Consider the following 20,575-nt stretch of genomic DNA (forward strand, 5'->3'; position numbering starts at 1 on the left):
CGGTCAGTTACCGGCGCGCCACGGGGTCATTTTCGATGGAAAGGTTGTAATGAGCGATAGCGTTGAACTCTTCACCGACGGTGCCTGCAAGGGCAATCCCGGCCCGGGGGGCTGGGGTGCCTTGCTGGTCTGCAAGGGCGTCGAGAAAGAACTCTGGGGCGGCGAAACCAACACCACCAACAACCGCATGGAACTGATGGGGGCGATTCGCGGCCTCGAAGAACTCAAGCGTCCCTGCGAGGTGTTGCTGGTGACCGACTCGCAGTATGTGATGAAAGGCATCACCGAGTGGATGGTCAACTGGAAGAAACGCGGTTGGAAGACCGCAGCCAAGGAACCGGTGAAAAACGCCGACCTGTGGCAACTGCTCGACGAGCAGGTCAGTCGTCACACGGTGAAGTGGAAGTGGGTGCGCGGGCATATCGGCCATCACGGCAACGAGCGCGCCGACCAACTGGCCAACCGTGGCGTGGATGAAGTACGAGGGATCAAACATGCGTAGCGTGGTGCTCGATACCGAAACCACCGGCATGCCGGTCACCGACGGCCACCGGATCATCGAGATCGGTTGTGTCGAGCTGATGGGCCGCCGCCTTACCGGCCGGCATTTCCATGTGTACCTGCAACCGGATCGTGAAAGTGACGAAGGCGCCATCGGCGTGCACGGCATCACCAACGAATTCCTGGTGGGCAAGCCGCGTTTTGCCGAGGTGGCCGACGAGTTCTTCGAATTCATCAAGGGCGCCCAACTGATCATCCACAACGCGGCGTTCGACGTGGGCTTCATCAACAACGAATTCGCCTTGATGGGCCAGCAGGATCGCGCCGATATCACCCGGCACTGCGGCATCCTCGACACCCTGCTGATGGCCCGGGAACGTCACCCGGGGCAGCGCAACAGCCTCGATGCCCTGTGCAAGCGCTATGGCGTCGACAACTCCGGCCGCGAACTGCACGGCGCCTTGCTCGACTCGGAGATTCTCGCCGACGTCTACCTGACCATGACCGGTGGCCAGACCAGCCTGTCCCTGGCCGGCAACGCCAGCGATGGCAACGGTTCCGGTGAGGGTTCAGGCAATCAGGCCAGCGAAATTCGCCGCTTGCCGGCCGGTCGCCAGCCGGCGCGGATCATTCGCGCCAGTGAAAACGATCTGGCCGCACACCTTTCGCGCCTCGAGGCCATCGCCAAGTCCGCCGGCGCCCCGGCGCTCTGGACGCAGTTGGCCGAAGCCGAGGCGCAACGCCACTAGTGGCCCGTGGTTGATCTTTTGTGCACCGGCGATTGACCTTCTAAGCTGAAGGAGCCGGTGCTCAGAGGTTCATCGTCCAGGGACAGGAATGCCCATGGACTGGAACTCGACGTTTCCCCTCCTGATTGTGCACCGTGACATCAAGGCTTGAGGATGGTTGGCCCAATGCATTTAGTCACGAACCCGAAGTATCCCGAGGTATCGGTCCGTGTAGCTGACGCTGGTTTCTCCGAGTACATCTGGGGCAGCGATTTCAGCTTTGAGGTCAAGGCCCACGGCCTGGCTGAAATCGGCAAGCGGGTCGACCAGTGGCCACTGGTCCCGGTGCCGCCCTACCGCAAGTGCTACGGCATCGATCCCGAGGAGTTCGCCAGTTATCGCTCGGCGGTGGACAGCGAGATCTTCATGGCTTATCTGGACGGTCGCGCGGTGGGCCATGTGGTGGTCAGCACCAACTGGAACGGCTTCGCCCATGTCGATGAGCTGGCGGTCGACGCCTCGGCGCGGCGTCACGGGGTAGCCCGGGCGCTACTGGATGTGGTGCGCTTCTGGGCCCACAAGAAGAACCTGCCGGGGATCATGCTCGAAACCCAGAACAACAACCTGGGCGCGTGCCGCCTGTACGAGCGTTGCGGCTATGTGCTGGGTGGCCTGGATTATCTGCGTTATCGCGGGATCGATGCACAGACCTCGGAAGTGGCGATCTTCTGGTACCTGTTGTTTGCCGGGCAGCCCTGACGGGCGACAGGCTCAGAGCAGCATCGCCACGGCTTTTTCGCCGACGATCTCCAGCAGGGCCTTCAAGGCGGCGCTCGGCTCGCGATCCTTTAGCGTCAGGGCGTACAGGGTAACGCCGATGGCGGGTGACAGTGGGCAGACATCCAGCCCGCCGGCCCTGGCGCCGACGGCCGTGAACGGATCGACAATTGCCAGCCCTTCGCCGGCTTCGACCATGCTGCGCATCATCTGGTAGGTCTGTACCCGGGTCTGCACCAGTGGTGCTGGCCGCAGGGCTTGCAGTTTGCCATCGAGCATCAGGCTCAGGGTGTCCTGCTCCTCCAGGCCGACCATGGACTGTCCGGCCAGCTCCTGCAGCGCGATGTACTTCTGCCTGGGTTGCAGCCAGCCGTGCGGCGCCAGTAATTGCAACTTGCCTTCGGCCAGGACCTGGCCATGAATCTGAGGGTGATCGGGGTTGTGCAGGCTCAGGCCCAGTTCGACCTCCCGGAGCAACAAGCCGCGGACGATCTCGCGGGTATGCTGGCTGGCGAGGGTGCAAGGGGTTTCGCGAAAGCGTCGGCGCAAGGCCGCCAGGCTCTGGGGCAACAGTTGTTGGGCCAGGGTTGGTGTACAGACTACCCGCAACGCCGGGTCCTGGTGCTGGCGCAGGCTACTGGCCAGTCGCCGCAGCGGTTCCATTTCCGCGTACAGGCGGTGGAGCAGGGGTTGCAACTCACGGGTTTCGCGGGTTGCCTGCATTCGGCCGCGCACGCTGGCGAACAGCAGGAAGCCCAGCTGTTGCTCGGCGTCTTGCAGCGTGCTGCTGACGGTGGCCGTGGGCAGTTGCAGCAACTCGGCGGCGGCGCCGAGGTTGCCTGTCTGCAGGAGGGCCTGGATTACTTCGATATGGCGTAAACGCATGCTTGAAGTCCGTGTCCAGCCGGGAGGAGGTCAGTGGACTGATCCTAACCCAAGTCTGCTCGCATGACTTCAGGTGGCTGCCTGCGTCGGTTGTCGCGGATCAGGACGCGGCGGTCGAGGTCTCCGGTTCACGGGTGAGCGTGACTCCGGATTGAACCAGTTGGAAGGAATTGTCGTCGAGTTTGTTGACGCGATCGCCAATGGCCAGTTTGTAGGTGGTGACAGGCTCCGTGCCGGCCAGGCCTTCGGCTGAAGGCGTGGATTCCTGGAACTCATGCACGGAATAGACGCGACCTTCCGCGTCCCTTGCATGAAATTGTCCAACGAGTACTGCGGCCATCTGTTTAGAACCTCTGGAAATGAACACCCGATTTGCGGTTCAGTAGACCGTGGTTTGGCGGGGGAGTTTTGCGCGGGGGAAAAAATAGTCCCCTCACTCTACAGGCTCTGCGACGAAGAGGGGGAAAGCAGTGGACTGACGGGGAACAAATCGTCGGGGCAATGACGTTTGATCATCTATAACTAGTGTTCCTTCGCCTAGATAGTCGGGAGTTCTCATGAGCAACGTCTACACGGTCGCTGTCCTGGTTGGCAGCCTGAGAAAACAATCGATCAACCGCAAGGTCGCGCTGGCCCTGGCCGGGCTGGCACCGACAAACCTGAAGCTTGCGATCGTCGAGATCGGCGATCTGCCACTTTACAGCGAAGACCTCGATGCCGGCGTGCCGCCGACCGCCTTTACGGCTTTTCGCGAACAGGTCAGGGCCTCCGACGCGGTGCTGTTCGTCACCCCGGAGTACAACCGCTCGGTGCCCGGGGTGCTGAAAAATGCCATCGACGTCGGTTCGCGGCCTTATGGCAAAAGTGTCTGGGGCGGCAAACCGGGCGCGGTGATCAGTGCCTCACCGGGCGCGATTGGCGGTTTTGGCGCCAATCACCATTTACGCCAGTCGCTGGTGTTTCTCGACGTGCCATGCATGCAACAGCCGGAAGCTTATCTGGGCGGCGCGGGTGGCGCCTTCGACGACGCGGGTCAACTGTCGGAGTCGGTCCGGCCGTTCCTGCAAAGCTTTATCGATGCCTATGGGCAATGGGTCGAGCGCTTCAAGAAGGCCTGAGCCGACGTGTCGCTGAAACCCTGGTTGCGCCAGGCCAGCACTAGCCGTTGCCCTGCGGCATTTCACCTCTGGCCAGGCGCTGGTTGATATCGGCGATCACCTGCGGCAGGTCGGTGAGGGTGTCGATCAGGTAGTGCGGCCGGGAGCCGGCGAACAACCCCTGGATACGCTGGCGCTCGGCGTCCAGGGTCGCCCGGTCGAGGGCTCGGTATTGCTCATGGGTCAGCCCCAGCGCATTGCCCGAACACACCAGGGCCACAGTCCACATGCCAGCCCGGCGGCCTTCGAGGATCCCCGGCACGGTGTCATCGACCTTGACGCAGGCGGCGACATCGTCGATGCCCAGCGCGATCACGTTGGCCAGCGCCTGGGCCGGCCAGGGGCGCCCGTTTGGCACCTCGTCGGTGGCGACCACGTGGTCGGCGACGTAGCCGTTGCGGGCGGCGAGGGCCACCACCGTCGCCATGACCCGGGCCGGATAGCCCGAGCAGGAGCCGATCTTCAGTCCTTGTTGGCGCAGGGTGGCGATGGTCTCGAGGGCTCCGGGTATCAGCGCCGAGTGTTCGGCGATCTTTTCGATCTGCAGAGGCATGAAACGCTCATAAATGGCGCTGACGTCATCATCGCTCGGGGCGCGACCGAATACCTGGCGGTAGCGCTCGCTGATCGCCGGTTGGTCGCACAGGGTGCGGATGTGGTCCCACTTGCCCATGCCCATGGGGCCGCGGGCTTCTTCGATGGAAATCGGCACGTCGAATTCGGCGAAGGCCTCGACGAAGATCCGGGTCGGCGCGAACGAGCCGAAATCGACGACGGTACCGGCCCAGTCGAGGATGGCGGCTTGCAGTTGGGTGGGGTTGTGGTAGTTCATGAACGGTCAGCCTCGAATACGATAATAAAAAATGGGAAGGCGAATTGGTCGGAGCCAGCTTGCTGGCGATGCGATCGGACAGCGCCATCGCCGTTGCCAGGAATAACGCTATCGCCAGCAAGCTGGCTCCTACAGGGGGCGTGTCCGGTTTGAGTTTCTAGAGCTCCAGCACTTGCATTTCCCGCAGCGCCGCGGCGATCGCGGCGACCGCCGCCCGCATGTCGCCGCGCCCAACCTGGCCGATACAACCGACCCGAAAGGTTTCGACCCGGGTCAGCTTGCCCGGATAAAGAATGAAACCCTTGGCCTTGACCCGCTCATAGAACGCCTGGAACCGGTAGCGCGGATCATTCGGGGCATGGAAGGTGACGATGATCGGCGCCTGGATCGCCGCCGGCAGGAAGCTGCGCAAGCCCAGTCGGTCCATTTCCGCCAGCAGGACCTGGCAGTTGTCGGCATAGCGCCCGAGACGGGCGGGCAGGCCACCTTCCTCGTGGTACTGCAACAGGGCTTCGTGCAGCGCCGCGACCACATGGGTCGGCGGGGTGAAACGCCATTGGCCGGTTCTGGCCATGTAAGCGTGCTGATCGTGCAAGTCCATGGCCAGCGAATGCGAGTTGCCGGCAGCCGCGGCCAGCGCTTCCTTGCGGACAAAGACGAAGCCCATCCCGGGCACGCCTTCCAGGCATTTGCCGGAAGCGGCGATCAGCGCCTCGAACGGCACTTGGCGGGCGTCGATGGGCAAGGCACCAAAAGAACTCATGGCGTCGACGATCAGCCGCTTGCCATGGCGGGCGACCACCTCGGCGATCTCCGCCAGCGGATTGAGGATGCCGGTGCTGGTTTCACAGTGGACCAGCGCCACGTGGCTGATGCTCGGGTCGGCGTGTAGCAGGTGCTCGACATCGGCGGCGGTAGTGGGCGCATCCTCGGCGGACTCGAAGGTGCTGAACGAACGCCCCAGCACTTCGCAGATCCGCGCCAGGCGTTTGCCATAGGCACCGTTGATCAGCACCAGCACTTTGCCGTTGCGTGGCACCAGGGTGCCGATGGCCGCCTCCACGGCGAATGTGCCGCTGCCTTGCAAGGGCACGCAGTGATGGCTGTCGGTGCCGTTGACGATCACCAGTAGCTGTTCACGCAGGCTGGCGGTCAATTGGTTGAATCCCTCATCCCAGGAGCCCCAGTCCAGGTCCATCGCCTGGCGCGTGCGGGCCGAGGTGGTCAGTGGACCCGGGGTGAGCAGGATGGGGGCGGCAGGACGCATGCTGGTTTCTCGTGGCGGGGATCGTTGATGGGATACAGGGCATAAATTGCCGTTTGGCTTGTCATCAATCAAATTGTTTGTTGTTATGCGAGCTATCAGTGAGGCCGATAGCCATGAACCTGTTCCAACTGCGTGCATTCGATGCCGTGGCCCGCGAGGGCAGCTTTACTCGCGCCGCGGCCCGCTTGTTTATCAGCCAACCGGCGGTGACCGGGCATATCAAGGCCCTGGAAGAGCACTACCAGGTCACCTTGCTCCGGCGCACGGCGCGCCGCGTGGAGCTGACCGCCGAAGGCACCCGGCTGGCGGCCATTACCCGGGCGATGTTCGGTCTGGCCGAGGAAGCCCGGGCCATGCTCGAAGCCAATCGGCAACTGTTGACCGGACGTCTGGAAATCGCCGCGGACGGGCCGCATATGGTCATGCCGATGCTTGCCCGGCTCAGGGCGCGCTATCCGGGAATCACCGTCAACCTGAGACTGGGCAATGCCCAGGAAACCCTGGCCGCGCTGTTGTCCGAGCATGCCGATGTGGCGGTGCTGACCGAGGTCGAGCCGCGCAAGGGCCTGTACCTGCAAGCCCTGAGCGAGTCGCGGATCTGTGCGCTGGTGCCGCAGGGGCATCCGTGGCGGGCCGAGCCGCGGGGTATTGCCCTGGAGCAGTTGGACCAGGTGATCATGGTGCTGCGCGAGCCGGGTTCGATCACCCGGCGCACCTTCGACCAGGCCTGCGCGCAGGCGGCGGTGAATCCCCGGGTGCTGCTGGAGCTGGACAGTCGCGAGGCGGTGACCGAAGCGGTGGCGGCGGAGCTGGGGGTGGGGATCGTGTCGTCGCTGGAAGTCAGTCATGACCCCCGGGTGCGGGCGCTGCCGATCAACGGTGACGGCCTGCGCAACCGCCACCTGGTCGGCTGCCTGGAGCGGCGCAAGGAGTTGCGGCTGATTCAGGCGTTCCTCGGGCTGGTGCCGGAGACGCTGGCGTCATTCAAGCCATCCTGAAGAAAGGCCTGGCGCTGGCGCTGGCTCCAATGCTGCTGGATGTACTCGTGCAGGGCCACACATTGTCCGGGGTAGAGCAGCCACAGCTGTTCCGGCGTGGCCGTCAGTTCCAGGGCCAGGCGCCGTCGGCAAGCACGGCCGAGCAGGGCGGCGCCACGGCTGTCACTCCGGCCTTCCAGAAGGATGTCATCACGACTCAGGCGTGCCAGTTCCTTGAGCCCGGGGCGAGGCATTCGGACGATGTACCAGATGTTTTCGCACAGGCAGTGGTTGGCATCTGACGGCTGTTCATACAAAAATAACTCCCCGGGATCGTCGTCCGGCGCGCCGACGATTTCCTCTTCTTCCCACGGCATGGGCGCGCAGAGCGGCACATCGGCCAGGGGGCACCCGTCGGCGGCGTACTGCTCCCGGTCGACGAGGAAACCGCAGATCAGCGGCTGGTCGGGCTCGTCCTCGACAAAGTCGATCAACACTTGGCTGCCGGCCTTCGGCGCACGGCCTTCGGCGACTCCCGCCGAGACCCAGCACCCCGGCGCGGCGTCCGCCGGCTGGACGCTGTTCGGCAACTGCACGCGCAGTCGTCCCTGGGCATCGGGGCGGGCGGTTCCGGCAGGCGGCCCTAATAGGGTGCCGATCTGATAACCCCGGGATACCGGTCGTTTCTCGCGCAAGGAGGGACGAAACGGTGTCGCCCAGGGGATGGCCCGGAAGTGGTTGCTGTAGCCGTGGGCGTTGAAACACTCGTCATGCAGGCTGTCGTCGTCCTCGACACTGAAGGCATCGACGGGGCCTCGATCCTGGCACTGTTCGCCCAGGTGCTGGATTTCGGTGATCAGCCATTGATCATTGAGCGTCTGTCGCGGATGGCCGTCGATACGCCGGACTTCGCCGCTACGCAGGCTATCCAGGTTGCTGTAACCCTGGATCTGGCGTTGTTCGCAGCGCAGCCGTTCGAGGATACGCTGGCTGCGTTGCTGTTCGTGTCGCTGCCCGGGCGTGGGGCTGGTGGTGTGCAAGCCGTAGGCGTTCGCCTGGTTGGCTGCCCCGTCGGCGGGTACCTGGGGTGGCCAGACCGAGGTATGGCCGGACAGTCGGCCGTCATGGCTGGCGAGCATCTGGTGACGCTCGTAGAGCTGGCTGATAAAGGGCTGTCCAAGTCCCTGGGCGCTGTCGTGACAGGGCAACACCCCCGCACGCTCGGGAAAGCTCTGCGGATCCTCGGCGAATACCAGGACATGGCGTTGCGGTGTCTGTTCGAAATGATAATGGATGCCTTCTTCCTCGCAGAGCCGGTTCAGCAGTTGCAGGTCGTTTTCATCCTGTTGCAGGCACAGGGCCCGGTTCGGGTACAGGCCTCGGTCGAGTTCGAAGCGGTAGTCGGCGGCAGCCAGTCCATGGGCGGCAAGCAGCCGCTGGAGCAGCGCCGGCACGCTCAGGTCGCAGTACGCCCGACGCCTTGGGTAACGTTCCAGGGCTTGCAGGCGAGGCACCAACACCACCTGATAGTGGCATAGCCTGGGCTCCAGGTAGCGGCTGCTGATTTCATGAATGATCCCATGCCAACCGCCTTGCCCGGGGCCGCAACCGAGGAAGGCCGGACGCTGCAGCAGGGTCTCCAGGTCCAGGGCGGTGTCGCCCAGCAGATCCATCTCGAAGCGAAAGGGTTCGTTCAGGGCCTCGCGGCCCTTGAAGCGGATGACCGGCAAGGGGTCAGGGAGCAGACCGATGGTCAGTGAGATCTGTCGTTCCTTGTCCTGAGGCATTTCGTCTCTTCTCCACGGAATTTGCGGCAGAGGGTACGAAAAGCCGCAGGCGGCTGGACATAGCAAAAGCATGTTTGGGAAATTGCCTACGATCATCAGGGTAGAGTCGTAATCTTCGTCAGGTTTTGGTCGATTGGTGGGTTCTGGCCGTATAAACTGGGCGGCAAAGCGTCGGCCAATAAATGTCGCGACGCCTCTGATCGAGAGAGTGAGTAATGGGCGCACAGTGGAAGGTTAAACACAAAGAAGCGGCGGCCAACGCCAAGGGCAAGATCTTTGGCAAGCTGGTCAAGGAAATCACCATTGCCGCGCGCAACGGTGCGGACGTCGCCACCAACGCACACCTGCGCCTGGTGGTCGAACAGGCGAAAAAAGCCTCGATGCCCCGCGAAACCCTGGAACGGGCCATCAAGAAAGGCTCGGGCCAATTGGGCGAGACCGTGCAGTATCACCGCGTGACCTACGAAGGTTTCGCCCCGCACCAGGTGCCACTGATCGTCGAGTGCGTCACCGACAATATCAACCGCACCGTGGCGGAAATTCGCGTGGCGTTCCGCAAGGGCCAACTGGGGGCCTCGGGTTCGGTGTCCTGGGACTTCAACCATGTCGGCTTGATCGAAGCCGCCCCGGACAGCCCGGACGCGGACCCGGAAATGGCCGCGATCGAAGCCGGTGCCCAGGATTTCGAACCGGGCGAGGACGGCGCGACCCTGTTCCTCACCGAGCCGACCGACCTCGATGCGGTGCAGAAAGCCCTGCCGGGGCAAGGTTTCACGGTATTGTCGGCCAAGCTGGGTTATCAGGCGAAGAACCCGGTCAGCGGCTTGAGCGACGAGCAGATGGCGGAAGTCGAAGCCTTCCTCGAAGGCCTGGACAACCATGACGACGTGCAGGACATGTTTGTCGGCCTGGCGGGCTGATCCCGTGGCGAGCGGGCTTGCCCGCGCTGGGCTGCGAAGCAGCCCTAAAATCAGGGATTGCGCTGTATCAGGCAGAACGATGCGTGCGATTTTGCGACTGTTCCGCAGTCGAGCGCGGGCAAGCCCGCTCGCCACCTGATCGTTTTATGTCAGCGTTGCGCAGATCATCTCGAACCCCGGCCGAGCCAGCACATCCGGCTGGATGCAGCGCAACTGCAGGTCCCTGAGCGATCCAAGCCGCTCCGGCTCCATCTCCCCGTCGATCCGCTCCAGCAACTCGCCGAGCAAAATTCCGAAGGCCCGCACCTCGATCCGTTGCAGGGCGCGGGTTTCCAGGCTGTCGCTCGGCGCATGGAATGACGCCGCGCCAAAATCCCCGAGCAGGCAATCCCCGGCTTCGTTGTAGAGAATATTGTGCGCGTACAGGTCGCCATGGCACAGCCCCAGGCGATGCAGGTGCGCGCCCACCGAAGCTATGCCCCGCGCCATGCGCAAGGCCTGGGCGGCGCTGAAGCGGGTTTCGTCCTGGTACACATCGCGGCTGCAGGAGTCGAGGCTGGGCAGAGCCGCGAGGTTGGCGAAGCGCGGGTCGATCAATTCCATCACCAGCCCCGCCTGGTTGTCGGGATGGCCAGTGATGCGCCCCTCGACCTTGATCAGGTTCGGATGCCGGCCGGCCGCGATGCAGGCATTCATTTCATTCTGCGGCGAACCGTCGCTGGTCATGCTGCCCTTGTACAGCTTGACCGCCACCGGCAAGGCCGGCACCGTCGGGTGGCTCCAGAGTGCCTGGCTGATCACCCCCGAGGCGCCTTCGCCCAGGCGCTGTTCAAGTCGCAGTTGCCGCCAGTCGATGGTCGGCGTGCTGTCGCCGATCAGCACTTCACCGGTGTGATCGAGTTTCGGGTTACCGGCATAGGCGATCCAGGCCAGGCTTGGCAGGGTCAGCAACCACTCGGGCAGTTCGTCCAACTGGTTGGCGGCGATGCGGATCAGCTCCAGCCGGTGGCAGTCCGCCAGGCTGGCGGGCAGGGCGCGCAGGCGATTGCCCGCCAGCATGAGCTTCTGCAGCAAGGGCCGGCGGCCGAGTTCTTGCGGCAGCTCGGTGATGCGGTTGTCGGTCAGGATCAGCCAGCGCAACTGTGGCGGCAGGCCAGCGGCCGGCACGTGTTCGATGCGGTTGGCCTTGAAGGCGACCATGCTCAGTTTGGCGCACTGGCCCAGGCAGGCCGGCAGTTCGGTGAACAGGTTGTCCGAGCAGAACAGGATGCGCAGATGGGGTAGCCGGTGCAGATCGTCCGGCAGGCTGCTCAGCGCATTGCCACTCAGGTTGAGGATTTCCAGGGAGTCGGCCAACTGGAAAATTTCCCGGGGGAACTCGCTCAGCCCGCAGGACAGGTCGAGTCGCTTGATACCGGTCAGTTGGCCGGCGCGCAGTTGGGCAAGGGTATCCATAAGCGGGCGTGAGTACTCGTGGCGATCATCGAAAAAAGACCGCCATGATAGCAATGTTGTTCAAGGACAGCGCAGTGATGAGCGGGGGTCGCGTGTATCGGCGGCACAGATGCCGTAGACGATGCAAAATGCTAGGCGCGGGACTTGGGGATGACAGCCTCGGGACCGACTTCGAGCAACTGTCCCAGCCGGCTGCGGGTACGCGCCAGGTCGATGGCATTGCCACCCAGGCTGTCCCGCAGGGGATGCTCGCCGATCAGCAGCAGGCGCTTGTCCTGGTCGTAGAGCACGTCGATCAGGTTGATGAAACGCTGCTGGGCGGCGATCGAGCAGTCTTCCAGGTTGGGCAGTTCGTCAATGATCCAGGTGTCGAAGTCCCGGCACAGTTCCAGGTAGTCCATCACGGCGGTGGGCTGGTCGCACAGGTCGGCGAATTCGAAACGCACGCTGCGCCCGGCACACCGGCGCACGTTGAGTTGCCGGGCACCCACCCGCAAGGGGAAGGCCGCGGAGTGGCGTTCCGGCAGCCGCAGGGACTGGCGTTGTAGCGGGCTGCCTGGCCAGACGTACTGGCCCTGGGTGAACTGCTGCTGGGTATGGCTGTGCGGCTGGCTGCGGTAGTCATGCGGACCGCCGACCTCCATGACCTCCATGCGGGTGTTGATCAGGTCGATCACCGGCTTGAACCGGGCGTGATAGAGCGGGTTGGGCAGCAAGCCCTCGGGCGGGTAATTGGAGGTCACCAACAACAGCACGCCCCGTTGGAACAGGGCCTTGAACAGTCGGCTGATAAGCATGGCATCGCCGATATCATGGACGTGGAACTCGTCGAAGCACAGCAGTCGACAGTCCTTGAGCAACTCGTCCAGCGTCCGGCCCAGGGCATCCGGCGTTTCCCGGTGGCGGAACATACCCTGGTGCAAGTGGGTAAAAAAGTCGTGGAAATGCACCCGCTGTTTCTCGGCAATCGGCACGGCCTGGAAAAAACCGTCCAGTAGCCAGCTCTTGCCGCGTCCGACCGCCCCGTACAGGTACAGGCTGCGGTGGCGGCCCTGGGGCGCGCTGTGCACCAGCGCACTGGCCTGCTGCGCCATGCGCTCGATGACCCGCTGCTGGCTCAGGCTGAGGGTGTAGCCCTGATGCTTGGCCTTGCGCAGGAAATATTCGTGCACGTCATGGGACGATTGCGCAATGCTGGCCTTCCCGGCGAAAGCCTTGCCGAAAAAGCGGCGCAAGGCTGGCCAGCGGGACTTTACGCCTGGGCGATGGGGGGGCGGAACGGCCAACGGAGAAAATCCCCTTGCGTAAAAGTCTGGAGCATCTGGGTCATGGTGTCGTGGCAAGCACCGCACGCCGAAAGGCACAGCGCCATCTTGCCGGTAGCCACGCTAATTTAACCAATACCCAATGCGCCGACCAGCAATCTCGAAAACCCATGGCCCCCCGGGGCGCTAGCGCTCGATACTGCGGTTCCAGCGCGCGTTCCATTCCGGGCGCAGCAGGTTGACCTGGTCCCAGTCGATGGCCACCGCGGTTTGCAGGTATTGCTTCATGGCCTCGACCTGGACGCGGGTCTTGTCGGTGGTCGGGGTGTTCGGGTTGGACGGAATCTGGTCACCATCCTCCAGCGCCGCCGCCTGGGCCTCGGGCGTCAACAGGAATTCGGCGAGTTTCTGCGCCAGCGCCGGCTGGCTGTTGTTGGCGATCGCGCATTCGGCCACGTTCAGCACCACCGCGCCTTCCTTGGGTTGCGCGTACTCCACCGGGATGCCCTTGAGCTTGAGCGCGGTGACCTGGGTCGGAGTCAGCGGAAACAGCGCGGCTTCGTCGGTCTGGACCATTTCCGAGAGCTTGGCCGAGCTCGGGATGTACTCCAGCACATTGCGCCCCACGCTGCCCGGCCAGGCCTTGAAACCCGGTTCGACATTGGTCTCGCTGCCGCCCTGGATCCGGTTGAACATCAGGAACCCGTGCAGGCCGAAGGTCGAGGACGACATCGACTGGAACACCAGTTTGTCCTTGTACTTGCTGTCCGCCATGTCCATCCACGAGGTGGGCGCGGCCCAGCCTTTTTCCTTGAACAACCGGGTGTTGTAGGCCAGTCCGGTCACCCCCAGGCTGACCGCCACGGCCTGGTCCTTGATCCGGCCCTTGGCCGGGATCTGCGCCAGGGTCGGGCTGTCCTCGAGCTTGTCGCACAGGCCCATGGAGATCGCCCGGTACATGATCCCGTCATCGAGGAAGATCACGTGCAACTGCGGGTTATCCTTGCTTGCCTGGACCTTGGCCAGGATATCCGCCGACGTGCCGGGCACGATCACCACCTTGACGTGATTGGCCTGTTCGAAAGCTGGCAGCACCTTGTCGCTGTACAAGCGCTCCATGGTCCCGCCGTTCATGCCCAGGTACAGCGTGGGCTCGGCCTGGGCCGGCGCGGCGCTCAGCAGGGCCAGGAGAGGCAGGCAGGACAAACCGATCAGGGCATTGCGTGGGGCATGGTTCATGGCGCGATCTTCCTCTGGGTGCTGATGGCCCGCTCAAGCGGCGGGAGTGGATTGGAAACGAGTAATGGAAAAAGCCTCGATCGGCGTCGCCGACTGGCCCTGGCACACCAGTTCGGCGAGGATCTCACCCACCGCCGGGCCGATCTGGAAGCCCGCCCCGGCAAAGCCGAAGGCGTGCAGCAGGCCGGGTTGGGTACTGCTCGGGCCGATCACCGGTTGGCGGTCGGGCAGGTAGCCTTCGGTGCCGCTCCAGGTGCGAATCGCCTGGGCGCCTTGCAGAAATGGATAGAGCTCGACGGCCTGGCGGAGAATCTCCAGCACGGCGGTCTGTCCCGGTCGGGCGCGGGCGTGGTCGAGGGCAAAACCCTGGCCGCCGCCCAGCACACAGTTGCCGCGACTGACCTGGCGGGCATAGATGCCACCGCCCTCGACGCCGGTGCTGGCGTCCATCACCAGGGGCAGCGGTTCGGTCACCAGCATGGCCGGATGACCGGAGTGCATGGGGACCGCTTCACCGAACCGCGCGGCGAGGCTGCCGGCCCAGGCGCCGGCGCAATTGAGTAGCCAGTGGGCGCGGACCTCGAGGCCTTTTTGCGTGCGCAGGATAAAGCGCCGACCGTCGTGCTCGACCCGGCTCACCTCGCTCTGTTCCAGCACCGTCGCGCCGAGCCGGCGGGCGGCCCGGGCAAATGCCGGAGAGACCAGTCGGGGGTTGGCGTGACCGTCGTCGGGGCAGAAGGACGCGCCTTCGGCGACCTGGCCGACCCACGGAAAACGGCGACGCAACTGCTCGCGGTCAAGCACTTGCAGATCGAGTCCGAAACCCTGGCTGCTGTCGGCATAGGCTTGCAGGGCGGCCAGGTCGTCGAGGCTGCGGGCCAGCTTGAGATGCCCCGAACGCTGGTATTCGCCGTCGATGCCGATCAGCTCAGGCAGACGGGCCCAGATCCCATGGGCGCGCTGGGACAGCGGCAACTGCGACAGTGGGCGGCCCTGGCGGCGCACACCGCCATAGTTCACGCCGCTGGAATGGGAGCCGCAGAAGTCCCGTTCCAGCAGCACCACGCTCCGCCCTTGACGGCTCAGGGCGAGGGCCGCCGACGCACCGACGATGCCGCCGCCGAGAATTGCCACTTCGACTTCGATCATGGGGTGATCTCCACGCCAAAGGGCAGCGGCTTGATTGGCGCCTGGGCGCGCAAACGGCCAATGCTGTCCAGCCCCAGGCCGCTTTCGCAGGCGATGATTTCCGCCGTCGCCGCGCCACAGATCCGTCCCTGGCAGCGGCCCATGCCCACCCGGCAATGGGCCTTGACCCGATTGATTTCCCAATGGCCTTCGCGGACCACCGCGCGCACCTCACCGACGCTGACTTCCTCGCAACGACACAGCATCAGCGTGTCCGGGACGTCCGTGGCCCAACGCTCGGGGAAGGGGAACGCCTGTTCCAGCCCTTGGCGGAAGGCATCGATACGTTGCAGACGAGTTTCCAGGAACGCTGTGCGATGCGGATCGACAGTGTGTCCAAGGTCTTCCAACAGGGCCAGGGCGGCCCGCTCGCCAGCCATTTCCGCCGCATCGGCGCCCATGATCCCGGCACCGTCGCCGGCCAGGTAGACACCCGCCACACTGCTGCGTCCGGCGCCGTCGCGCGCCGGTAGCCAGGCGCGGTTCAAGGGATTCCAGCTGAAGCGACAGCCCAGCAGATCGGCCAATTGGGTTTCGCTACGCAGCCCATGGGCGAAGGCCAACGCGTCGCAGTCGAGGGTGCGAAGGAAACCGTCCTGGCGCCAGCGCACCGATTGCACGCGGCGCTCTCCGCCGACTTGTTGCAGATGGGCGTCCTGATACACCGGGATGCCGTGGGCCGTCAGCCAGCCGCGGTAATACAGGCCCTTGGCGAGGGTCAGTGGTTGCCTGAGCAAACCGGGCAGGGCGCGGCATTGGGCGCTGAAAGGCGTGCTGTCGAGCACCGCCAGCACCTTGGCCCCGGCCTTGGCGTACTGGTAGGCCACCAGGTACAGCAGTGGCCCGCTGCCGGCGAACACCACCCGTTGGCCGATGGCGCAGCCTTGATACTTCAGGGCAACCTGCGCGGCGCCGAGACTGTATACGCCGGGCAGGGTCCAGCCCGGTATCGGTAGCACCCGGTCGGTGGCGCCGGTGGCGGCGATCACCCTGGTATAGGCCAGGCGCCCGGCGCGACCTTGGTGCAGGGTATCCAGGGTGCCGTCCTCGGCGTTCCACACCAGGGTATCGGGCCGGTAGTCGAGCTGTTCGCGCAGATGCTCCAGGGTCTGGTGGATTGCCACCGCCTTGCGGGCTTCGAATCCATAGAGTTTTACCGGCGAACGGCGAAAGTTCTCTGGCTGACGCCGATAGATCTGTCCGCCGCCGTGTGTGGCTTCGTCCAGCAGGCAGGGGCGCAGGCCATGCTCAACCAGGGTTTGTGCGGCACGAATGCCGGCCGGTCCGGCACCGACGATCACGATCTCGGACATGGGCAGCCCACCGCCTTTGTAGGAGCGAGCTTGCTCGCGATGAACCCAAGGGCACCGCGATCATCCAGATACCCCGCGTTTTCGTTGACGCCCATCGCGAGCAAGCTCGCTCCTACAGGGTGCGGTCTTGCGTGTGTCATTGTGGCGTTCTCCCTTCCCGGCTCACCTGCTGCCCGGCTTCGAGCATCGTTGAACAGGCGCGCACCCGGCGCCCGTCGGCCAGCCTGACCCAGCAATCCTGGCAGGCACCCATCAGGCAGAACCCCGCGCGGGGTTCGCCGCTGAAGTCGCTGTGGCGCAGATATTCACCGGCGGTCAGCAGCGCGGTCAGCAGGGTGTCGCCCTGCAAGCCGCTGGCCGGTTCGCCGTCGAGGGTAAAGTCCAGGGCCGGGCGGTCGCCTTCGGCCAGTCGTTTCAACAGCGCCATGTCGGCCTCATTGTTTGCCTACCAGGACCCGGTCCAGGCCATAGACCCGGTCGAGCAGAATCATTGTCAGCGCGGTCAGCGCGATCACCAGGGCCGAGACCGCCGCCATCATCGGGTCGATGGATTCGGTCGCGTACACGTACATGCGCACCGGCAGGGTCTGGGTCGCGGGGGAGGTGACGAAGATCGACAGCGTTACTTCGTCGAAGCTGTTGATGAAGGCCAGCAGCCAACCGCCGGCCACACCGGGCAGGAGCATCGGCAGGGTGATCTGGCGGAACAGGCTGAAGCGCCCGGCACCGAGGGATTCGGCGGCCTGTTCGGCGCTGCGGTCCATGCCGATGGCGGCGGCCAGGACCAGGCGCAGCACATAGGGGGTGATCACCAGCACGTGGGCACAGATCAACCAGGCGAAACTGCCGTTGACCCCCATCAGGGCGAACAGGCGCAACAGCGCCACCCCGAGCACCAGATGCGGGATGATGATCGGCGACAGAAACAGGCCATTGAGAAAGTCCCGCCCGGGAAACTGCTGGCGAGTCATTGCCAGGGCCGCCGGGACCGCGATCAGGGTCGCCAGGCTAGCGGCGCTGAAGGCCAGCAGCAGGCTGTTGTAGAACGCCTGGACAAAGTCGGCGCGCTCGAACACCGCGCGGAACCAGCGCAGTGAAAAATCCGTGGTTGGCAGGCTCAGGGTATTTTCCGGGGTGAAGGCCACCAGGCAGACCACCACCAGCGGCGCCAGCATGAACACCACGATCAGGCTGTGGAACAACAGGGCCAACGGGCCGTTTCTGGACATTTACACGGCCCCCAGGGATTGCTTGTAGCGACGTTCGATCATCCGGTTCCACGACAGCATGATCAGCAGGTTGAGCAGCAACAGCGTCACGGCAATCGCCGCGCCCATCGGCCAGTTGAGTTCCGAGAGGTACTGGTCGTAGACCAGGGTCGCGACCATCTTCAGTCGCCGTCCGCCGAGCAGGCCGGGAATCGCGAAGGAACTGGCGGACAGGCCGAACACGATCAGCGTGCCGGAGAGCACCCCGGGCATGACCTGCGGCAACACCACCAGGCGCATTACCTTGGCGTGGCTGGCGCCGAGGGACAACGCCGCCTGTTCGGCGGCCGGATCGAGTTTTTGCAGCGAGGTCCAGACCGGGATGATCATGAACGGCAACATGACGTGGACCAGGGCGATCACCACCGCGAACGGCGTGTAGAGCAGCTTCATCGGCGCCAGGCCAAAGGCTTGCAGACTCTGATTGAGCAGGCCGTCGGCACCCAGCAGCAGGCTCCAGCCGAAGGCTCGGACCACCACCGAAATCAGCAGCGGCGTGAGGATCAGGATCAGGAAGATCGAACGCCAGGGCGTGCCCATGCGGCTGAGGATGTAGGCTTCGGGTACTCCAATCAGCACGCAGAGCAGAGTGGTCAGGCCGCTGATCCAGAAGGTACGCAGGAAAATTTCGTAGAAGTACGAATCGCTGAACAGCAAGCGGTAGTGCTCCAGGGTGTAAGCGCCGCTTCTGATCCCGGTCTGGTAGTCGAAGACGTTGAACGACAGCAGCGCCGTGAGGCCCAGCGGCAAGACCAGCAGCCCGAGGTAGAGCGCCAGTGCCGGTGCCGACAGCAGGTAACCGTGGCGTCCCGCGCGCATCCGGGCGAACAGGTTCATGCTGGCACCTCGCTGTTCTCCAGCACGCGCAGCAGCTCGGCGGGCCAATCCAGGCCCACCACCACGCCCTCGTTCAGCGGTGCCGAACCGTCGTTGCGGCGCACCACCGTGACCTCGCCGATGGCGGTGTCGATGCGGTACAGCCACTGGCTGCCGAGAAAGAAACGGCTGAGGATTTTCCCGGGCAGACGCCCGCTGCCAGCGGCCAGCAGGTCGATCTTTTCCGGGCGCAGGCTCAGATTCAGTGTGCCTTCGCCCGGCAGTTGCCGCACTTGCGGGCAGCCGCGGGCATCGCGGTCTCCCGGCAGCAGGTTGGCCTTGCCGACGAAGCCGGAAATAAAGCGTGTGCGCGGGTGCTCGTAGAGTTTGTAGGGCTCGTCGATCTGGGTGATGCGCCCGGCCTGCATCACCACCACGCGGTCGCTGATGGACAGGGCTTCGGCCTGGTCGTGGGTGACCATCAGGGTGGTGATGCCGACTTCGCGTTGAATGCGACGAATCTCGAACTGCATTTCTTCGCGCAGGTTGGCGTCGAGGTTGGACAGCGGCTCGTCGAGCAACAGCACCGGCGGTTCGATCACCAGGGCCCGGGCGAGGGCGACCCGTTGCCGCTGGCCACCGGACAGCTCGCGCGGATAGCGTTCGGCGTGCTGCTGCAGGCGCACCAGTTGCAACACCGTCGCCACCCGTTTGCGTACCTCGGTGGCCGCCACCTTGCGCATGCGCAGGCCGAAGGCGACGTTGTCCGCGACACTCATATGGGGAAACAGCGCATAGCTCTGGAACACCACGCCGAGGCCACGACTGCTGGGCTTGGCGTGAGTGATATCGCGGTTGTCGAGAATAATGCTGCCGGCGCTGACCTCGACGAAGCCGGCGATCATTTGCAGGGTCGTGGTCTTGCCGCAACCGGAGGGGCCGAGCAGCGAGACGAACTCGCCCTTGTCCACCGAGAGGTCCGTGGCGACCACGGCAGCGATCTCGCCATAGCGTTTGCACACGCCTTCAAGTCGTAGAAAGGCCATAACTGCGTTCCACCTGTGGTTGTTGTTGTGCACGCCGGGGCGCACTTTTTTGTCATGGGCAGAAACGAAAGGGTATTGCCGGGGTGCGTGGTGCTCGACATGTGTCGGCTACCGGTGTTGTTCGAATCGCCCCTTGTGGACGCAGAGTAGGACGAAGCCTAGGATGTGCGAAAGGGTGAATTTCACTGAAAGAATGACTATTTTCATTTTCATTCGGTGAGTAAATTTCCAGGTGAGTAAAGCGTCGATGAATTCCACTGAACGGAATGAAAAAACCAATGAGGTTGGTGTCGGTGCGGTGTCGCGGCTGTTCGCCGTATTGCGCCGTCTGGGGGAGACGCCGGAGGACGGCGAGCGGGTGACCCAGCTGGCCGAGCGGGTTGGCTTGTCCCAGCCGACCACGCACCGCTTGCTGCGCAGCCTGATGGAGGAGGGCATGGTCGAGCAGGACGGGCGCAGCAAGCGCTATCGCCTGAGCCTGGAATTCTTTGCCCTCGCGGCCCGGGCCGGGCAGACCGGCAATTTGCGCGAACTGGTACGCCCGGCGTTGCTGCGCTTGTCGGCGTCGCTGGGCGATTCGTTGTTCCTGCTGGCCCGCAGTGGCTTCGATGCGATCTGCCTGGACCGTAGCGAAGGGCCGTTTCCGATCCGCACCTTTACCGGTGATATCGGCGGGCGCGTGGCCCTGGGCGTGGGCCAGGGCAGCCTGGCGATCCTCGCCTTCCTGCCGGAAGACGAGCGCGAAACGGTGATCCGCTACAACCTGCCGCGGCTGCGGGATTTCCATTTGTATGACGAAGTGTTCCTGCGCGCGGAAGTGGCGAATGTGCGCAAGCTGGGTTATGCCGGCCGTAACACCGGGGTGTTGCAGGGCATGGCCGGGGTTGCGGTGCCGATCCTGGATCGCGAGGGGCGGGCGGTGGCGGCCTTGAGCGTTGCCACCATCAGCGACCGCCTGGGACCGGATCGCCTGCCGACGGTGGTGGAGTTGCTCAAGCGCGAAGCGGCGCTGATCGGGCCGCGGATCAACCCGTTTGATCCGTTGTTGCGGCGGCCGTCGCAAATCTTTGGGCAGGAATGACAGTTTGACCAACAAAAGTCGAGTGCGCTCTTGTGGCGAGCGGGCTTGCCCGCGCTGGGGGGCGAAGCAGCCC

At 64.2% G+C, this 20,575-nt stretch carries 21 protein-coding genes; 7 read left to right on the forward strand and 14 right to left on the reverse strand.

Features of this window, described 5'->3' with window-relative positions:
• Positions 1 to 49: 49 nt before the first annotated feature.
• The 3 genes from rnhA (at position 50) to PFEN_RS23040 (ending at position 1,988) form a co-directional block, all read left to right on the forward strand.
• Positions 50 to 502, forward strand: coding sequence for a ribonuclease HI (gene rnhA / locus PFEN_RS23030; protein WP_191488968.1), 453 nt, complete (start codon positions 50 to 52; stop codon positions 500 to 502).
• Complete coding sequence (gene dnaQ / locus PFEN_RS23035) at positions 495 to 1,250, forward strand: DNA polymerase III subunit epsilon (protein WP_191488969.1); 756 nt, start codon at positions 495 to 497, stop codon at positions 1,248 to 1,250. Before rnhA ends, dnaQ begins: the two co-directional genes overlap by 8 nt.
• A gap of 165 nt (positions 1,251 to 1,415) precedes the next feature.
• Positions 1,416 to 1,988, forward strand: coding sequence for a GNAT family N-acetyltransferase (locus tag PFEN_RS23040; protein ID WP_191488970.1), 573 nt, complete (start codon positions 1,416 to 1,418; stop codon positions 1,986 to 1,988).
• Between the two features lie 12 nt (positions 1,989 to 2,000).
• Here the strand turns inward: PFEN_RS23040 and PFEN_RS23045 are convergent, their stop codons facing one another.
• Together PFEN_RS23045 and PFEN_RS23050 are read right to left on the reverse strand one after the other, a co-directional pair.
• On the reverse strand, positions 2,001 to 2,891 hold the full coding sequence (locus tag PFEN_RS23045; RefSeq protein ID WP_191488971.1) for a LysR family transcriptional regulator: 891 nt from the start codon (positions 2,889 to 2,891) through the stop codon (positions 2,001 to 2,003).
• Positions 2,892 to 2,991: 100 nt separating this feature from the next.
• Positions 2,992 to 3,231: a hypothetical protein gene (locus PFEN_RS23050; RefSeq protein WP_191488972.1), complete on the reverse strand. Its 240-nt coding sequence runs from the start codon at positions 3,229 to 3,231 to the stop codon at positions 2,992 to 2,994.
• 217 nt (positions 3,232 to 3,448) lie between these two features.
• Between PFEN_RS23050 and PFEN_RS23055 the strand changes: the two genes are divergently transcribed.
• Entirely contained in the window at positions 3,449 to 4,009 is a 561-nt protein-coding gene (locus PFEN_RS23055) for an NADPH-dependent FMN reductase (RefSeq protein WP_191488973.1), read from the forward strand.
• 40 nt (positions 4,010 to 4,049) lie between these two features.
• Here PFEN_RS23055 and phnX read toward each other — a convergent pair whose 3' ends face one another.
• The gene (gene phnX / locus PFEN_RS23060) at positions 4,050 to 4,880 is read right to left on the reverse strand and encodes a phosphonoacetaldehyde hydrolase (protein WP_191488974.1); all 831 of its coding nucleotides are present in this window, start codon (positions 4,878 to 4,880) and stop codon (positions 4,050 to 4,052) included.
• Between the two features lie 157 nt (positions 4,881 to 5,037).
• Entirely contained in the window at positions 5,038 to 6,147 is a 1,110-nt protein-coding gene (locus tag PFEN_RS23065) for a 2-aminoethylphosphonate--pyruvate transaminase (RefSeq protein WP_191488975.1), read from the reverse strand.
• Between the two features lie 113 nt (positions 6,148 to 6,260).
• Between PFEN_RS23065 and PFEN_RS23070 the strand changes: the two genes are divergently transcribed.
• A complete protein-coding gene (locus PFEN_RS23070) occupies positions 6,261 to 7,145 on the forward strand; it encodes a LysR substrate-binding domain-containing protein (RefSeq protein WP_191488976.1) in 885 nt (294 codons plus the stop codon).
• Here the strand turns inward: PFEN_RS23070 and PFEN_RS23075 are convergent.
• Positions 7,091 to 8,911 carry a type VI secretion system Vgr family protein gene (locus PFEN_RS23075; protein WP_191488977.1) on the reverse strand — a complete coding sequence of 607 codons (1,821 nt, stop codon included), beginning with the start codon at positions 8,909 to 8,911 and terminating at the stop codon, positions 7,091 to 7,093. The genes PFEN_RS23070 and PFEN_RS23075 overlap by 55 nt on opposite strands.
• Positions 8,912 to 9,126: 215 nt before the next feature.
• Here PFEN_RS23075 and PFEN_RS23080 point away from each other — a divergent pair, with 215 nt between their 5' ends.
• Positions 9,127 to 9,831 carry a YebC/PmpR family DNA-binding transcriptional regulator gene (locus PFEN_RS23080; RefSeq protein ID WP_191488978.1) on the forward strand — a complete coding sequence of 235 codons (705 nt, stop codon included), beginning with the start codon at positions 9,127 to 9,129 and terminating at the stop codon, positions 9,829 to 9,831.
• Positions 9,832 to 9,975: 144 nt separating this feature from the next.
• Here the strand turns inward: PFEN_RS23080 and PFEN_RS23085 are convergent, their stop codons facing one another.
• The 9 genes from PFEN_RS23085 to PFEN_RS23125 all read right to left on the reverse strand — a co-directional run bounded on the left by PFEN_RS23085 (position 9,976) and on the right by PFEN_RS23125 (position 19,421).
• Positions 9,976 to 11,286, reverse strand: coding sequence for a leucine-rich repeat-containing protein kinase family protein (locus PFEN_RS23085; protein ID WP_191488979.1), 1,311 nt, complete (start codon positions 11,284 to 11,286; stop codon positions 9,976 to 9,978).
• A 131-nt stretch (positions 11,287 to 11,417) separates the two neighbouring features.
• Complete coding sequence (gene zapE / locus PFEN_RS23090) at positions 11,418 to 12,572, reverse strand: cell division protein ZapE (protein ID WP_191488980.1); 1,155 nt, start codon at positions 12,570 to 12,572, stop codon at positions 11,418 to 11,420.
• Between the two features lie 165 nt (positions 12,573 to 12,737).
• Positions 12,738 to 13,790: an ABC transporter substrate-binding protein gene (locus PFEN_RS23095; RefSeq protein ID WP_191488981.1), complete on the reverse strand. Its 1,053-nt coding sequence runs from the start codon at positions 13,788 to 13,790 to the stop codon at positions 12,738 to 12,740.
• A gap of 33 nt (positions 13,791 to 13,823) precedes the next feature.
• On the reverse strand, positions 13,824 to 14,939 hold the full coding sequence (locus tag PFEN_RS23100; RefSeq protein ID WP_191488982.1) for an NAD(P)/FAD-dependent oxidoreductase: 1,116 nt from the start codon (positions 14,937 to 14,939) through the stop codon (positions 13,824 to 13,826).
• Positions 14,936 to 16,291 carry an NAD(P)/FAD-dependent oxidoreductase gene (locus tag PFEN_RS23105; RefSeq protein ID WP_191488983.1) on the reverse strand — a complete coding sequence of 452 codons (1,356 nt, stop codon included), beginning with the start codon at positions 16,289 to 16,291 and terminating at the stop codon, positions 14,936 to 14,938. Before PFEN_RS23105 ends, PFEN_RS23100 begins: the two co-directional genes overlap by 4 nt.
• A 136-nt stretch (positions 16,292 to 16,427) precedes the next feature.
• Positions 16,428 to 16,718: a (2Fe-2S)-binding protein gene (locus tag PFEN_RS23110; RefSeq protein ID WP_191488984.1), complete on the reverse strand. Its 291-nt coding sequence runs from the start codon at positions 16,716 to 16,718 to the stop codon at positions 16,428 to 16,430.
• A gap of 7 nt (positions 16,719 to 16,725) precedes the next feature.
• Positions 16,726 to 17,520 (reverse strand): ABC transporter permease, encoded by a 795-nt coding sequence (locus PFEN_RS23115; RefSeq protein ID WP_191488985.1) that lies wholly within the window; start codon positions 17,518 to 17,520, stop codon positions 16,726 to 16,728.
• Positions 17,521 to 18,396: an ABC transporter permease gene (locus tag PFEN_RS23120; protein ID WP_191488986.1), complete on the reverse strand. Its 876-nt coding sequence runs from the start codon at positions 18,394 to 18,396 to the stop codon at positions 17,521 to 17,523.
• Positions 18,393 to 19,421, reverse strand: a complete 1,029-nt coding sequence (locus PFEN_RS23125; protein ID WP_191488987.1) for an ABC transporter ATP-binding protein — start codon at positions 19,419 to 19,421, stop codon at positions 18,393 to 18,395. Before PFEN_RS23125 ends, PFEN_RS23120 begins: the two co-directional genes overlap by 4 nt.
• A gap of 247 nt (positions 19,422 to 19,668) precedes the next feature.
• Between PFEN_RS23125 and PFEN_RS23130 the strand changes: the two genes are divergently transcribed.
• Entirely contained in the window at positions 19,669 to 20,502 is an 834-nt protein-coding gene (locus tag PFEN_RS23130; protein WP_191488988.1) for an IclR family transcriptional regulator, read from the forward strand.
• Positions 20,503 to 20,575 lie beyond the last annotated feature (73 nt).

Origin of the sequence: Pseudomonas sp. FEN (assembly GCF_904067045.1) — a bacterium.
Lineage (GTDB): Bacteria > Pseudomonadota > Gammaproteobacteria > Pseudomonadales > Pseudomonadaceae > Aquipseudomonas.